Below are 13,891 nucleotides of genomic sequence, written 5' to 3'. Positions count from 1 at the left end.
TTCTAGGCTGGGTGCGTGGGCGAGACCTAGGGCCGCTTCGGGATTTCCAGGCCCCGCTGAACCGCGGGCCGGGCAAGGCCGCGTTCCAGCCATTTGGGGACCAGCTTCAGCTGGTCGTATTCGATCAGTTCGCCGGCGCCGTAAAAACCGATCAGGTTGCGCACCCAGCCGAGCATGGAAATATCGGCAATCGTGTATTCGTCGCCCATGATCCAGTCGCGGCCTTCGAGCCGGGTCTCGATGACGCGGATGAGGCGGGCCGATTCCTTGACGTAACGGTCGCGCGGGCGCTTGTCTTCGTAATCCTTGCCGGCGAATTTGTGGAAGAAGCCGAGCTGGCCGAACATCGGCCCCAAACCGCCCATCTGGAACATCACCCACTGGATGGTTTCGTAGCGCCTGGCAGGGTCGGCGGGCAGCAGCTTGCCAGTCTTTTCGGCGAGGTAGATCAGGATCGCACCGGATTCGAAGAGACCCAGCGGCTTGCCGCCCGGACCGTCCGGATCGATGATCGCCGGGATCTTGCCGTTCGGATTGAGAGACAGATATTCCGGTCCCCAGGTCTCGTTTTCACCGATATTGATGAAATGCGGCTCGTAGGGCAGGCCGATCTCCTCCAGCATGATCGAAACCTTTACGCCGTTCGGCGTCGGCGTCGAATAGAGCTGCAGGATGTTCGGGTTCTGGGCGGGCCATTTCGCGGTGATGGGAAAGGCGGAGAGATCGGCCATGCGGGTTCCTCGGCTGCAATTTGTTCCCGCGGAATATAGCCACCGGCGCGCGATGCGCCAGTGGCGATCTCATGAATAGGGCGTTCCCGCTAGCGGGCGCTGGCGGGGAAAGCCGGGAGGCGGCCGATATGGCTCGCATCGTGCTGGACGATCAGCTTTGCATCGAGCTTTTCGGCAATGTCAGCCATGCGTTCCATCGAGGCGAGGCTTTCGGCCCTGTTGACGTTGAACGGCGGCACGCCCCGGTTGGCGATCTGCTCTTCGAAATGCACGACGTCGCCGGACAGCAGCACCGGTCCCGTTTGCGGCAGGTTTACCAGCAATGCCGTTTCGCCTTCGGTGTGGCCCGGCATGGCGAGCATCATCACCTGGCCGTCGCCGAACACGTCGCGATCGCCGGTAACCGGATCGACCTTGGCCTTTCCGTCCATCCACGGCTGAACCAGCGCGGACATCATCGCGAAGGGCGGGGGATCGGCATGCAGGCTCTTCCAGTCGCCGGCACCGATCATCAGCGTCGCTTGGGGGAAGCTGGCTGCCTGGCCCATATGGTCGAAGTGGTTGTGGCTGACGCCGACGATGCCGATCTGCTCCGGCTTGATGCCGATTTTGGCAAGCTGGGTCGGTATATCGATGGCGAGCGCCGGCGCCATCGCCTGGCTTGTATCCGCTGCCTTGCCGATCAACGCTGCCGGCAGCCCGGCATCCCAGAGCATATAGTCGGTGCCGTGGCGGATTAGGTAGCAACTGGCGGTCAGGGTGCGGGTCTCTCCCTTGTAGCTGAAGGTATCGGAAAAACTCGACAGGTCCTTGATCACGACGGAGCCGCAGTCGAGCCGCCAAAGTTCGAGATCGGCTGCTGCCTTGGCCGGGGCGGACAGCGCCAGCAATGCGGCGCCGAGGCTGAAGAGGGACGCAAGGGTCTTCATGAGAATGTCTCCTGTGTTGAAGCCGCCGCCTTTTGCCCGTTCCTGAAGGTCCGCTGGTGCCGGAAATTCATCGCCTTGAGCCCGAAACGCTCAGCGGAGATATTTTTTGCATAGCCCGATGCGCTATAGTGCGCCCATGAACCTTTTCATCCGCGACCGTTTTCCCGATCTCTCCCACCGCCTGCTCGACCGCCTGCGCCCGGTCGTTTCCGGCCGGCTTGACAGGGGGATGCACCCCTATGGCGGGCAGCTCTTTGCCTATTGCTGTTTCGACCGCGAGCGGATGACGGCACTGCAGCTCGACTGTCCGATGATCTGCATCGTGCTCTATGGTCAGAAGGACGTGTGGCTGGGCGACCGGGCGCAATCCTTTCCGGCGGGCTCGGTCTTCGTGCTGCCGGCCGGGGTGCCGATGGACGTCCTCAACATTCCCGACGAGATGAACGGCCTTTACGTCGCGCTTCGCCTCGACGTGCCGAGCCTGCCGGAAGGGATTACGCCGCTTTCCGCAGCGGAGAGACTGGAAGGCCGCGCGGCGGGCTCGTTCGGCGTGCCGCTCGGCGAAGATCTGGTGGAAGCGCTCTGCCATGCGGCAACGTCGATTGCCGACGAGTCCACTGGCGAGACGATAAAACGGCTGAGGATGACCGAAGTCCTTGCACTCCTGAGGCCGCTGCCGCAAGCGCGCGCCTTGTTTCGCCAGAGCGTCGCGGAAGAGGTCGCCTGGCTGATCGCAACGGCTCCTTCCGAACAGTGGAGCGTTGCTGAGGTGGCGAGAGAATTGGGTTTCGGTGCCTCGACATTGAGGCGCCGTCTTTCCGTCGAAGGCACCTCCTTCCGAACAATCCTGCGTCGCGAGCGTCTCCGGGCAGGGCACAATGCACTTGCCGCCGGTGCATCCAGTCTCGCAGCCGCCGAGGCGGCGGGTTATTCCTCGCGCTCGCATTTCTCCCGCCGCTTCCGGGAAAGTTTTGGAACAAGCCCCTCGGGGCGGCGCTAGGTTTCTCAAAAAAATTTGCTGCGGCCGGTCGGATCAGCGGCTACTCCTTCGTCTTCAACTGGAGAGGAAGCCGAGATGTTATACGCCATCCTTTGTTACGCCCATGAAGAGACGGTCTTTGCCTGGTCCAAGGAGGAGGAGGCGGCCGTTATGGACAGGCTTATCGAGGTCCAGCAGCCGTTGATGCAGGCCGGCAAGCTCGGACCTGTGGCCCGCCTCATGCCGACGACCGCCGCGACGACCGTGCGCAAGGGCAAGGACGAGCCGCTGGTGATCGACGGCCCGTTCGCGGAAACCAAGGAGGCGCTGCTCGGTTTCTACACCGTGGACGCCGAAACACTCGACGAGGCGGTCGCCTTCGCCAAGCAGCTGTCGAGCGTCAATCCAGGCTCGAGTTCCTACGAGATCCGGCCCTTCCACGTCTTTTACCCGGGAGCGATCCAGACATGACCGATATCGCGTGGATCGAACTTGCACTGACGGCCGCCCGGCCGCAGGCCCTCGGCGCCCTGCTTCGCTATTTCCGCGATCTCGACACCGCGGAAGAGGCGTTTCAGGAAGCCTGCCTGCGGGCCATCCGGACCTGGCCGGAAAAGGGTGCGCCGCGAGACCCGACCGCCTGGCTGATCTTCGTCGGCCGCAACAGCGGCATCGACGCGGTCCGCAAGCGCGCCAAGAACGATCCACTGCCGGAGGAGGAAGCCTTCTCCGATCTTTCCGACGCGGAAGACGATATCGCCGACCGGCTCGACAATTCCAATTATCGGGACGACATCCTGCGCCTGATGTTCATCTGCTGCCATCCGGACCTGCCGAATACCCAGCAGATTGCGCTGGCGCTCCGGATCGTTTCTGGGCTCACCGTGCCGCAGATCGCCCGCGCCTTCCTCGTCAGCGAGGCGGCGATGGAGCAGCGCATCACGCGGGCCAAGGCGCGCGTCGCAAAAGCGGGCGTCCCCTTCGAGACGCCGGATGCGGCCGAGCGGGCGAGAAGGCTCGGCATCGTGTCCTCGATGATTTATCTCGTCTTCAACGAGGGATATTCCGCCGGCGTCAACAATCCCGACAATGCCGCCTTCTGCGAGGAAGCGATCAGGCTCGCCCGGCTGCTCCTGCGCATCTTCCCGTCAGAACTCGAGATCATGGGCCTGCTCGCGCTGATGATGCTGCAGCATTCCCGCGCTGGAGCGCGTTTCGATGGACAAGGCCAGATCATTTTGCTGGAAGACCAGGATCGCTCTCTCTGGGACCGCAAGCTGATCAACGAGGCCCTGGTGCTGCTCGACAAGGCGATCCGCCATCGCCAGCCCGGCCCCTATCAGGTGCAGGCGGCGATCTCCGCCCTGCATGCGCGCGCCGCCAGGCCCGAGGAGACAGATTGGGCGGAGATCAACCAGCTCTACGGTCTCCTGGAACGCCTCCGGCCGTCGCCTGTCGTCACCCTCAACCGGGCGGTCGCCGTCTCCAAACTCGAGGGTCCGGAACAAGCGCTCGAGCTGATCGCTCCGCTCTCCGAAAGGCTCGACGGCTATTTCTATTTCCACGGGGTGCGCGGCAGCTTCCTGATGCAGCTGGATCGCAAGGCCGAGGCGCGCGAAGCCTTCGACCGGGCGATCGCGCTCGCCAATTCTGCGGCCGAATGCGCCCATATCCGCCAGCAGATCGACAAGCTCGGCGCAGTTCCTTCGCCGGTGGAATGACGGAAGGCTCCGCCATCCTTGTCAGCGAAGCGAGAGCAGGGTGGTCATGAGCCGCGCGTCCACGCGCAATTGCGGGCCGGTGCGAACAAGCGACGGGTTGATGCCGATGTCCCGGAGCTGGTCGTCGCTGAGTTCGTGCAGGGCCTTCAGAGTTCGCGCAAGGCCTGCCTGCCTGCGTTTCTCGCCGAACCAGAAGCCTGTGGCTCCGATCAGGAGATCGATCAGTCCTCGAGTGAGGCGGGTGGTGTTGGTGGTGGTCAGGGTATTGGTCATTGCGGATCTCCCGAAAAACGCGGCAAGTCAATTTTACGATGGCGGGAGGATTGCATCGCGGCGTCTGCCCAGCGTGCGGACGGCCGTGAAATTTCCGTCAAATCGACGGTCGCGACGATCTCTTTGATATCCTCGACAAAAATACCCGAAATCTTTGCTCGTGCTGTCGGATTTCCTTTCGGCCGCTCGTCCTTGGGGCAACATCTGATAGGATGTCTTTCAAACCACGGGAGATGGAAAAATGACTGCCAATACCGCCGCTTACGCCCTGCAGCTCGTACGTGAGATCGACGCGCCGGCCGAACAGCTTTTCAAGGCCTGGACCACACCGGAGAGAATGGGCGAATGGTTCTGCCCGAAGCCGTGGAAGGTGACCGAGGCCAGGGTCGACCTGCGTCCCGGCGGATCCAGTTACATCCTCATGGAAGGTCCGGACGGCGAGAAGATCCCCAGTCACGGGATCTATCTGGAAGTCGTGCCGAACAGGAAACTGGTCTTCACCGACGCTTATACGAGCGCCTGGGTGCCGTCGGAAAAGCCGTTCATGACGGCAGTGGTCGAATTCGAGGACCTTGGCAACGGCCGCACCCGCTATACCGCGACCGCCCTGCACTGGACGGAAGAGGATAAAAAAGCCCATGAGGAAATGGGCTTTCACGAAGGCTGGGGCACCGTGGCGGATCAGCTCGCCCAGATCGCTAGGACTTTCTGAAAGAACGAATCAAATCGGGGAGATGGCGCCATCTCCTCGATTTTCGATTCAATGGTTTTGTAACCCGCCAGCAGATCAGAACGGGTTCCGAAAAAAAGCACGAAAGCGTCGCCCGCCGCCGTTCTGTTCGAGACGATGTTCCGCCCGATATCATTGAAGTTGTGAATGGTCTAAGATCAGTATCGAAATTGCTTGAGGCGGAACGGCCAGCTGGTGATATAGTGACGTGCAGGACAATTTCAGGTGGTGCCTTCAACCTGCGTCAGGCAGTTCCCGCAATGATCTGGAGCTCTTCGTGGTTGCACATCCGGCGGCGAAAGACGAACATCCGGCCTTTTCCGGCACCGGGGAAATGGGAAACCTGATCAGGCGTTTCGACTGGTCGAAAACGCCGCTCGGGCCGATTTCGGATTGGCCGCAAAGTCTCAGAACCGTGACCGGCATGCTGCTTCTGTCACCCGTGCCCATTGTGGTTCTGTGGGGTGCCGACGGCATCATGATCTATAACGACGCCTATTCCGTTTTTGCCGGGGAGCGCCACCCGCAACTGCTCGGATCGAAGGTCCGGGAAGGCTGGGAAGAGGTCGCGGACTTCAACGACAACGTGATGAAGATCTGCATGGCCGGCGGCGTGCTCTCCTACGAGAACCAGAAGCTCACGCTTGTCCGTCACGGCGAGCCGGAGCCGGTGTGGATGAACCTGGACTATTCTCCGGTCCTCGACGAAAGTGGCGAACCCGCCGGCGTCATTGCAATCGTGGTGGAAACCACCAAGAGCGTCCTGGGGCAACGCAGGCTTCGCGAGAGCGAGGGGCGCTTCAGGGCTCTTACCAATGCCACGTCCGATGTCGTCTATTCCATGAGTGCGGACTGGAAGGAGATGCGCCAGCTCGACGGCCGGGGCTTTCTCGCCGATACGGAAAGCCCGCGCATCGCCTGGCAGGAACTCTATCTTTTCCCCGAGGACCGGGAACACATACAGTCGGTGATCGACGAGGCGATCCGCACGAAGAGCGTCTTCCAGCTCGAACACCGCGTCCGGCGCGCGGACGGTACGGTCGGCTGGACCTCGTCGCGGGCCGTGCCGATCTTCGATGAAAGGGGCCGGATCGTGGAATGGTTCGGCGCCGCGTCCGACATCACCCAGCGACGACAGAACGAGGAGCATCTCAAGCTCGTCGTCCACGAGCTCAATCACCGCGTCAAGAACAACCTGGCCATGATCCAGGCGATCGCCATGCAGACCTTCCGGAAAAACACGGACCTGAAGGACGCGCAGATGCGCTTTTCCGCCCGCATAGTGGCGCTCGGCCAGGCGAACGATCTTCTGACCGGCGAGCGCTGGGCAGGCGCCTCGCTGCGCGGTGCCGTCGAGCAGGCCGTCCGACCCCATTGCCCGGAGAAGGACCGCTGCGTTATCGAGGGCGACGACGTCACGCTTTCGGCGAAGACCGCGCTTGCCCTGACGCTCGCCATGCATGAAATGGCCACCAATGCGCTCAAATACGGCGCCTGGTCGAATTCCTCGGGAAAGGTATCCGTCTCATGGTTCACCTATCTGAAGGACGGCGCAAAGCGTCTGCGGATCGAATGGCGCGAGGAGGGCGGTCCCAGGGTGCAGCCGCCGGATCAGCGTGGATTCGGATCGGCACTGATCGAGCGGGGACTGGCAAGAGAAGTGGGTGGAGAGGCCAAGATGGAATTCTTGCCGGATGGTTTCGTCTGCAGGATCGACGCATCCGAATCCGTTTATGCGAGCCGCTGAGATGACGTTGCGAATTCTTGTCGTCGAGGACGAGATGACCATCTCGCTGCTGGTCGAGGACATGCTGACCGAGCTCGGCCATGAGGTCGTCGATCTCGCGATGCGCCTCAAACAGGCAGAGGAGATGGCGGCGACCTTCGACATTGATCTGGCCATACTCGACGTCAATCTCGACGGGCACAAATCGTTTCCGGTCGCAGACATCCTCGCCGCCCGCGGCATCCCGTTCGTTTTCGCGACCGGATATGGTGCTGCCGGCATCGATCCAGGCTATCAGCAATGGCCCGTCATCACCAAGCCGTTCCTGATCGACGACCTGCGGCGGGCGGTCGAACTGCTGGCTCCCCGGCCGGCCGGCCTCTGACGGCGCTGCAGACAACCTATCCAATCGATCGAAGAGATCCTTCGAAAGTTTCGCGTTTGCGCGCCGGCGGCCGGATAACTATCTGACCGACATCAACGAACGGATTTTTCGCGATGGAACTCGGACTGCACACCTTCGGCGATGTCGACGCCGCTGCACTCGACAAGGGCGCGGAAGGCGCCCGCCGGATCAGGGATCTTCTGGAAGAAATCGAGCTCGCCGATCAGGTGGGCCTCGACGTCTTCGGGCTTGGCGAACACCACCGCCCGGATTACGTGGTTTCCTCGCCCGCGGTGGTGCTTGCAGCCGCCGCTGCGCGAACGAAGACCATCCGGCTGACCAGCGCCGTTTCGGTGCTGAGCTCGGATGACCCGGTGCGGGTTTTCCAGCAGTTTTCGACGCTTGACCTCATTTCGAACGGCCGGGCGGAGATCATGGCGGGCCGCGGCTCGTTCATCGAATCCTTCCCGCTCTTCGGCTATGACCTCGGCGACTACGACCAGTTGTTTACGGAGAAGCTGGATCTGTTGCTGGCGATCCGCGATGAGGAGATCGTGACGTGGTCGGAGGGCCAGCTGCGGCCGGCCATCAACGGCCGCGGCGTCTATCCGCGTCCGCTCCAGGATCCGCTGCCGGTCTGGATCGCGGTGGGCGGTACGCCGCAATCGGTGGCGCGGGCAGGGGCCATGGGCCTGCCGCTCGCGGTCGCCATAATCGGTGGCGAATATCCGCGGTTTGCGCCCTTATTCAACCTCTATCGCGAGGCTGCCCAGCGGGCGGGCCAGGATGCCGCAAAGCTCAAGACGAGCATCAACGTGCACGGCTTTATCGCCGATACGACGGAGGCGGCGGCCGAGCAGTTCTACGGCCCGCAGGCGGAAGTGATGAACCGTATCGGCCGCGAGCGCGGCTGGGGGCCGACCAGCCGGGCACATTTCGACCAGTCGCGCGGGCCGCTTGGAAATCTCTTCGTCGGCGAGCCGGAGTTGGTGGCCGAAAAGATCATCGCTGCACACAAGGTGTTCGGCATGGACCGGTTTCTGCTGCAGATGGCGATCGGGCCGATGCCGCACGACCAGGTGATGCGCGGCATCGAGCTTTACGGCATGAAAGTCGCCCCGATCGTCAGAAAAGAGGTCGGAGCTGTCAGAAAAGAATTGACGGGCGGCGGCGATGGGGCGAAACCCGCCGCCTGACGGACAAGGACGAAGACGGGCACCCATGGTCATTTCCACCGAAGACGAACTCGCGAAGCTGAAGGAGATCGGAAAACTTTGCGCGCAGGCGATGGAGGCGATGGGCAAGGCGCTGGAGCCGGGGATCACCACCCGCGAACTGGACGATATCGGCCGCAGGATGCTTGAAAATGCCGGCGCCCAATCGGCGCCGGAGACCTGCTACCAGTTCCCTGCCGCCACCTGCATCAGCGTCAACGAGGAAGTGGCCCACGGGATTCCGGGCGACCGGGTGATCAAGGCGGGCGATCTCGTCAATATCGACGTCTCGGCGGTCAAGGACGGCTTCTTCGGCGATACCGGGGCTTCCTATGCCGTGCCGCCGGTGAAGCGCGAGATCGAAAAGCTCTGCCGCGACGGACGGCGGGCGCTCTGGACCGGTCTGCAGCAGGTGAAAACCGGCAAGCCGATCGCCGGCATCGGCAATGCCATCGGCGCGTTTGCCAAGAAAAACCGCTACACGCTGATCACCAATCTATCGAGCCACGGCATCGGCCGCTCGCTGCACGAGGAGCCGAAGGAAGTTCCGACCTGGCCGGATCCGGACGAGGACCGGATCCTGGAGGAGGGGCTGGTCCTCACTGTCGAGCCGTTCCTTTCGCTCGGCGCCAACTGGGCCGAGGACGGCGGCAACGGCGACGTCTGGACACTCTACAGCGACCCGAAGGCACCGACAGTGCAATACGAGCATACGGTAGTGGTGACCCGCAACGGACCAATGATCCTGACGCTTCCGGCGTAAGATTTAGGAAAGTTCGCTCTGTTCGGATATCGCTGCGACGCGCCGATAGAAGGCCTCGACACGTTCCTCGTTCAGATGTCCGAGACGCTGTCGGGTGTGAACGCGAGCAGCGCTCTCCAGCAATTGTGCAAAGGCGGCATAGCCGACATGGTCGGCCCTGCGGACCTGCGCGATGAGCGGGTCGACGAGCACTTCCGATAAGGTCAGGTCGGTGTCCATGTTCAATCCTCCGCCGTGCAATATGACGACACGCTAAGATTGCCTTGCATTCATGACAGCAACAAGACGAAAGTCGTATTGCGGCGCATCAAATCGTCGCGGCAGTTGCGTGATGATTCGTGATCAGCAAGTCTGATTGCAGGGATGACAATTCCTGATTTGTACCGGGGGGCCGCGGCTGCGATAAGCGAAGCATGCTGCAGAAGAACACCGAGCATTCCAGCCATCCTCTCTTGATCGGATTTGCCGGCGCCATCGCCATGGCGGCGGCGATGGGGTTCGGGCGTTTCTTCTACACGCCGATCCTGCCCGGCATGATGGGCGGAATTCCGCTTTCGGCAGCCGATGCTGGTTTTATCGCGGCGGGCAATTTCGCCGGTTACCTGGCCGGCGCGATCCTCTCGGCCTATGGCTGGGCGGCCGGACGCGAGCGGCAGGTGGCGCTTGGCGGGCTGCTGGCGACGGCCATTCTGCTCGCGGCGATGGCCGCAACCACGTCGGTCTTCGCCTTCACCGTCATCCGCTTCCTTGCCGGTCTCGCAAGCGCCCTTGCGATGATCTTCACCTCGTCGATCGTGCTGCCCCATGCGGCCGGCCGGGACAATGTGAACGTCCTGCATTTCGGCGGCGTCGGAGCGGGGATCGCGCTTTCCTCGGCGCTTGCGCTCACCGTCAATGCGCTCGCCGGTGACGGGTCGCACGGCTGGCGGGCGAACTGGCTCGCCGGGGCTGCGATCGTTGCCGTCATATCGGCCGTTGTCGCGCGATTGCTGCCGCAGGCGGCATCGGCGGCGGGTTCCGTTGTGGAGCCGCCGCTTCGCTGGCGCTTGCCGCTCGTCCTTCTCACTGTCTCCTATGGATTGTTCGGCTTTGGATATGTCATCACCGCGACCTTTCTCGTGGCGATCGCACGTATGGGGGAGGCCGGCCCGGTCGTGGAATTCCTCGCCTGGTTCCTGACCGGCACGGCTGCGGCGGTCTCGCTTCTTCTCTGGCGCCCGGCCGTGCGGCGATACCGACTGGGGCTGGCCTATGTCGCGGCGCTCGGGCTGCAGGCAGTCGGGGTGCTCGGTTCCGTCCTGCTGCCGTCGACGGCGGGCGCGCTCGCCGGCGGGCTTCTGCTCGGCGCAACCTTCATGGTGGTGACAGCTTACGGGCTGCAGATCGCTCGCTCGCTGTCGCCGGACAGCCCGCGCCGGGCGCTCGCCTTCATGACCGCGGCCTTCGGCACCGGCCAGATCATCGGCCCGCTGGTGGCAGGCTGGGTGGCGGAGCGAAGCGGCAGCTTTACGCTCCCGACCATTCTTGCGGCAGCCGCCCTTGTCGTCTGCCTCCTGCTCGCATTGCCGGTTGCACGGGCACGGAGCTAATAATCCCGTGGTTACAATTGTGTAAGCATCGATTGCGGCCATTGCCGCATTCTTGGAACTGCCTTAGTTTCGCGCTCTACAGTCGTTCCCGACCGTCACAGATCTCGAACTCAGGAAAGCCAAAGCTCCGTGTTCCATTCGTTCTTTCCCCGACCGAAGTTATTTTTCACATCCGCTGCCATCTGGACGCTCGTTTGCATCCTCGTCTGGTACACGGTAGGGCCGCAGATGGGAGCTGCGGTGGGTTTGCCGCCGCTTGCTCCGGGCGAGAAAGCGCCTCTCGGGCTGGCCTACTTCTTCTCTCGGGACAATCTCTGGTTCTATCTCTACTTCTTCCTTTTCGTGCTAGTTTTCGGGCTCGCTTGGAAAGCCATCGAGCGCGATCATCCTTGGACCAACTGGTCGATTTGGGGGTCTGCCTTCATCATCTTCATCGCTTATTTCGCGGTGCAGTTGCAGGTAGCTCTGAACAACTGGCGTGGCCCCTTCTTCGACCTTTTCCAGAAAGGTCTTTCCGGCGACAAGAGTGTCACCGCCGAAGCACTCTGGAGCTTGCAATGGTACTTCTTTGAAATCGGCATTGTTTCGGTTGTAATCAATGTCGTCACCGCCTTCTTTACCAACCACTATGTTTTCCGCTGGCGCACAGCGATGAACGACTTCTACATGTCCAAATGGGATAAGCTGCGTCATATCGAGGGTGCCTCGCAGCGTGTCCAAGAAGATACGATGCGCTTTGCCAACATTCTCGAAACACTTGGCGTCGTCTTCATCAATTCGATCATGACGCTCGTCGTCTTCCTTCCGCTGCTTTTTCAGATATCGGAATATGTCGGCAACGTGCCGATTCTCGGAGCAGTACCGCATTCGCTGTTTTGGCTAGCGATTGGTTGGTCGCTGTTCGGTACGGCGCTGCTTGCGTTCGCCGGTATTAAGCTTCCAGGCTTGAACTTCCGAAATCAACGTGTGGAGGCGGCCTATCGAAAGGAGCTCGTCTATGGTGAGGACTATGCAGATCGCGCGGATCCTGTCACTGTACGAGAACTATTTGTGAATGTCCGGCGAAATTATTTTCGGATGTACTGGCACTATTGCTACTTCAACGCAGCGCGCTTCACTTATGGCCAGCTTGATGCAACGCTGCTAACGTTCATTCTTATCCCTACGGTCGCCGCTGGCCGTATCACCATGGGGGTCTGGCAGCAAATAGCAACTGCGTTCGGCGAGGTCAGCAATTCCTTCCAGTATCTCGTCAGTTACTGGTCCACGATCATCGAGCTTCTGTCCATCCACAAACGTCTCGTAGCCTTCGAGGCGGCAATCGACGACAAGCCACTGCCGGAGATCGACCAGCACTATCTCGAGCGTGAAGCAGAAGGGGGCGAACTCGCTGCCGACCGGCCGTACTGACTTTTTCGGAATTCAACTCAGCACATTTGGCCGCGCCGGATCGTCACTCCGGCGCGGTTTTGCTTGGGACTGGGGCAGGCGGGCATTTCAGGGGTATTGGTATCAGGCTTTCCACCTGCCCCGACCGTTTTCATGGTTTTCAGAGGATTTCCCAGCCCTCTTCGGCCACTTCCACGACCATCACCGGAAACCGAGTTTCGAACCCAGAGGAGGAGGCCGGTTCGCGAACCCGGTTTCCCGTCCGATGACGATGAGAATTATGGCTTGGCTTCGGAACGCGGGGATGAGATGGGGATATGAGCGAAGATAAACGGTTGAAACCAGGAGCGGATATTTTTCGCAGCAGGGCGAATCGTCCCCGGCAGGCCGGCAGGGTTATCTCTACAGTCCCGACGTTTCCTTCGGCCTCTCCCGATCCTTCAGCATGTCGATCGCTTCCGAATAACTCACGCAGGCAACATCTTCTTTTCCGCAGACCTCCGTCACCAGCCGCTCCATGGCCCGCCAATAGGCGCCGCCATTCATTTCCACGAAATGCAGGCCGATCTGGAGCGGAATGCGGCCTCCGTCATACTGCCTGTCGAAAGCGGCCCGGAAGGCGGAATAGGCGCGTTCCTCGAATTCGGCACTTCGGCTCGGATTGTCGAGGCCGCCCGAATGACGGATGAAGAGATTGTAGTCCATGGCGATGATCGGCCGGTTCGACGGGCCTTCCGGGATCAGCGGCAGACCGAAGCGGATGAGCCCGTTCTTTTCCTCCGGCCACATTGGCCCTTTGGTCACCAGGCTTGCGTCATACCGGATGCCGGCCTGTTTTTCCGCTTCCACCATGCCCGGACCCGTCGAGAAGTAGGGCGCGCGAAAACCGCCGATGCCGTTTGCGACGAATTCCTTCCAGCCGGGCGGCTCCTCGGCCTCGGCGCCAGCCATTTTCCAGGCACCGGCCAGCACGTCCTCAAAGCTTCTGAATTCGCTTGCCCAGTCGGCGGCCGTCCAGTCTCCGCCGTCAAAGTGGCCGCAGGTATGACTCGATATCTCATGACCTTCGAGATGCGCCTGCCAGATATGGCCGAGCCGCTCGCGTGCCTCCGAAGCCGTCTGGGCGAAGCCTATATTGGATCTGCCGGGCTTCTGGCCCGGGCCTTGATAACTTCTCGCCTTCGCCCGCTCGATAACCAGTGTGCAGGAGAGGAAGTAGGTGAAATGGGCGTCGACGCGGCTCGCGAGATCGCGGCTCCTTTGCCAGAGATGGTTGGCGCCGGCTCCGTCGAAGGAAATCATCACCAGCTGCTTCGGCTTTTCGACGGCGTGCGACATCGCAGGGACGAGCGAAAGGCAAAGCGCGAGGGGAAGGGCAAACGGACGCATCAACGAACCTGAATCGGAAATAAAGGAAGCGGGTGTTGTGGTTGGCGAATAAGGCGAAGCTGGGGAGGCGCGG

Annotated in this window: 15 protein-coding genes; 10 read left to right on the top strand and 5 right to left on the bottom strand. The window is 61.6% G+C overall.

Going from position 1 to position 13,891, the window contains the following annotated elements; genetic code table 11:
- Nucleotides 1-26 precede the first annotated feature (26 nt).
- Complete coding sequence (locus EDE09_RS04580) at nucleotides 27-731, bottom strand: glutathione S-transferase N-terminal domain-containing protein (RefSeq protein WP_132409167.1); 705 nt, start codon at nucleotides 729-731, stop codon at nucleotides 27-29.
- 89 nt (nucleotides 732-820) lie between these two features.
- Complete coding sequence (locus EDE09_RS04575) at nucleotides 821-1,660, bottom strand: N-acyl homoserine lactonase family protein (protein ID WP_132409165.1); 840 nt, start codon at nucleotides 1,658-1,660, stop codon at nucleotides 821-823.
- 136 nt (nucleotides 1,661-1,796) lie between these two features.
- Here EDE09_RS04575 and EDE09_RS04570 point away from each other — a divergent pair, with 136 nt between their 5' ends.
- The 3 genes from EDE09_RS04570 (at nucleotide 1,797) to EDE09_RS04560 (ending at nucleotide 4,360) form a co-directional block, all read left to right on the top strand.
- Nucleotides 1,797-2,660: a helix-turn-helix domain-containing protein gene (locus EDE09_RS04570; protein WP_132409163.1), complete on the top strand. Its 864-nt coding sequence runs from the start codon at nucleotides 1,797-1,799 to the stop codon at nucleotides 2,658-2,660.
- 75 nt (nucleotides 2,661-2,735) lie between these two features.
- Entirely contained in the window at nucleotides 2,736-3,110 is a 375-nt protein-coding gene (locus EDE09_RS04565) for a YciI family protein (RefSeq protein WP_105374016.1), read from the top strand.
- Nucleotides 3,107-4,360, top strand: coding sequence for an RNA polymerase sigma factor (locus EDE09_RS04560; RefSeq protein ID WP_132409161.1), 1,254 nt, complete (start codon nucleotides 3,107-3,109; stop codon nucleotides 4,358-4,360). Before EDE09_RS04565 ends, EDE09_RS04560 begins: the two co-directional genes overlap by 4 nt.
- 21 nt (nucleotides 4,361-4,381) lie before the next feature.
- On the opposite strand, the gene EDE09_RS04555 is transcribed toward EDE09_RS04560, so the two are convergent.
- Nucleotides 4,382-4,633 (bottom strand): DUF1127 domain-containing protein, encoded by a 252-nt coding sequence (locus tag EDE09_RS04555; protein ID WP_132409159.1) that lies wholly within the window; start codon nucleotides 4,631-4,633, stop codon nucleotides 4,382-4,384.
- Nucleotides 4,634-4,874: 241 nt separating this feature from the next.
- Between EDE09_RS04555 and EDE09_RS04550 the strand changes: the two genes are divergently transcribed.
- The 5 genes from EDE09_RS04550 to map all read left to right on the top strand — a co-directional run bounded on the left by EDE09_RS04550 (nucleotide 4,875) and on the right by map (nucleotide 9,451).
- Nucleotides 4,875-5,345: an SRPBCC family protein gene (locus EDE09_RS04550; protein ID WP_132409157.1), complete on the top strand. Its 471-nt coding sequence runs from the start codon at nucleotides 4,875-4,877 to the stop codon at nucleotides 5,343-5,345.
- Between the two features lie 295 nt (nucleotides 5,346-5,640).
- The gene (locus tag EDE09_RS04545) at nucleotides 5,641-7,110 is read left to right on the top strand and encodes an HWE histidine kinase domain-containing protein (RefSeq protein ID WP_245505071.1); all 1,470 of its coding nucleotides are present in this window, start codon (nucleotides 5,641-5,643) and stop codon (nucleotides 7,108-7,110) included.
- 1 nt (nucleotide 7,111) lies between these two features.
- Nucleotides 7,112-7,474, top strand: coding sequence for a response regulator (locus tag EDE09_RS04540; protein ID WP_132409155.1), 363 nt, complete (start codon nucleotides 7,112-7,114; stop codon nucleotides 7,472-7,474).
- A 113-nt stretch (nucleotides 7,475-7,587) separates the two neighbouring features.
- Entirely contained in the window at nucleotides 7,588-8,670 is a 1,083-nt protein-coding gene (locus tag EDE09_RS04535) for an LLM class flavin-dependent oxidoreductase (RefSeq protein WP_132409153.1), read from the top strand.
- 25 nt (nucleotides 8,671-8,695) lie between these two features.
- The gene (gene map / locus EDE09_RS04530; RefSeq protein ID WP_132409151.1) at nucleotides 8,696-9,451 is read left to right on the top strand and encodes a type I methionyl aminopeptidase; all 756 of its coding nucleotides are present in this window, start codon (nucleotides 8,696-8,698) and stop codon (nucleotides 9,449-9,451) included.
- A gap of 3 nt (nucleotides 9,452-9,454) precedes the next feature.
- On the opposite strand, the gene EDE09_RS04525 is transcribed toward map, so the two are convergent.
- A complete protein-coding gene (locus EDE09_RS04525; RefSeq protein ID WP_105374022.1) occupies nucleotides 9,455-9,670 on the bottom strand; it encodes a hypothetical protein in 216 nt (71 codons plus the stop codon).
- Between the two features lie 194 nt (nucleotides 9,671-9,864).
- Between EDE09_RS04525 and EDE09_RS04520 the strand changes: the two genes are divergently transcribed.
- Together EDE09_RS04520 and sbmA are read left to right on the top strand one after the other, a co-directional pair.
- Nucleotides 9,865-11,040, top strand: a complete 1,176-nt coding sequence (locus EDE09_RS04520) for a YbfB/YjiJ family MFS transporter (protein ID WP_132409149.1) — start codon at nucleotides 9,865-9,867, stop codon at nucleotides 11,038-11,040.
- Between the two features lie 129 nt (nucleotides 11,041-11,169).
- Nucleotides 11,170-12,450 (top strand): peptide antibiotic transporter SbmA, encoded by a 1,281-nt coding sequence (gene sbmA / locus EDE09_RS04515; RefSeq protein ID WP_132409147.1) that lies wholly within the window; start codon nucleotides 11,170-11,172, stop codon nucleotides 12,448-12,450.
- A 381-nt stretch (nucleotides 12,451-12,831) separates the two neighbouring features.
- Here the strand turns inward: sbmA and EDE09_RS04510 are convergent, their stop codons facing one another.
- Nucleotides 12,832-13,818, bottom strand: a complete 987-nt coding sequence (locus EDE09_RS04510) for a polysaccharide deacetylase (protein WP_132409145.1) — start codon at nucleotides 13,816-13,818, stop codon at nucleotides 12,832-12,834.
- Nucleotides 13,819-13,891 lie beyond the last annotated feature (73 nt).

The organism is Neorhizobium sp. S3-V5DH, from assembly GCF_004343065.1.
Classification (GTDB): domain Bacteria; phylum Pseudomonadota; class Alphaproteobacteria; order Rhizobiales; family Rhizobiaceae; genus Neorhizobium; species Neorhizobium huautlense.
This window is presented reverse-complemented; position numbering and strand designations above follow the sequence as displayed.

Excerpts from the sequence above, each read along its gene's own strand:
- EDE09_RS04580 (WP_132409167.1), bottom strand. The coding sequence starts at position 731 with ATGGCCGATCTCTCCGCCTTTCCCATCACCGCGAAATGGCCCGCCCAG.
- EDE09_RS04575 (WP_132409165.1), bottom strand. The coding sequence starts at position 1,660 with ATGAAGACCCTTGCGTCCCTCTTCAGCCTCGGCGCCGCATTGCTGGCG.
- EDE09_RS04570 (WP_132409163.1), top strand. The coding sequence starts at position 1,797 with ATGAACCTTTTCATCCGCGACCGTTTTCCCGATCTCTCCCACCGCCTG.
- EDE09_RS04565 (WP_105374016.1), top strand. The coding sequence starts at position 2,736 with ATGTTATACGCCATCCTTTGTTACGCCCATGAAGAGACGGTCTTTGCC.
- EDE09_RS04560 (WP_132409161.1), top strand. The coding sequence starts at position 3,107 with ATGACCGATATCGCGTGGATCGAACTTGCACTGACGGCCGCCCGGCCG.
- EDE09_RS04555 (WP_132409159.1), bottom strand. The coding sequence starts at position 4,633 with ATGACCAATACCCTGACCACCACCAACACCACCCGCCTCACTCGAGGA.
- EDE09_RS04550 (WP_132409157.1), top strand. The coding sequence starts at position 4,875 with ATGACTGCCAATACCGCCGCTTACGCCCTGCAGCTCGTACGTGAGATC.
- EDE09_RS04540 (WP_132409155.1), top strand. The coding sequence starts at position 7,112 with ATGACGTTGCGAATTCTTGTCGTCGAGGACGAGATGACCATCTCGCTG.
- EDE09_RS04535 (WP_132409153.1), top strand. The coding sequence starts at position 7,588 with ATGGAACTCGGACTGCACACCTTCGGCGATGTCGACGCCGCTGCACTC.
- map (WP_132409151.1), top strand. The coding sequence starts at position 8,696 with ATGGTCATTTCCACCGAAGACGAACTCGCGAAGCTGAAGGAGATCGGA.
- EDE09_RS04525 (WP_105374022.1), bottom strand. The coding sequence starts at position 9,670 with ATGGACACCGACCTGACCTTATCGGAAGTGCTCGTCGACCCGCTCATC.
- EDE09_RS04520 (WP_132409149.1), top strand. The coding sequence starts at position 9,865 with ATGCTGCAGAAGAACACCGAGCATTCCAGCCATCCTCTCTTGATCGGA.
- EDE09_RS04510 (WP_132409145.1), bottom strand. The coding sequence starts at position 13,818 with ATGCGTCCGTTTGCCCTTCCCCTCGCGCTTTGCCTTTCGCTCGTCCCT.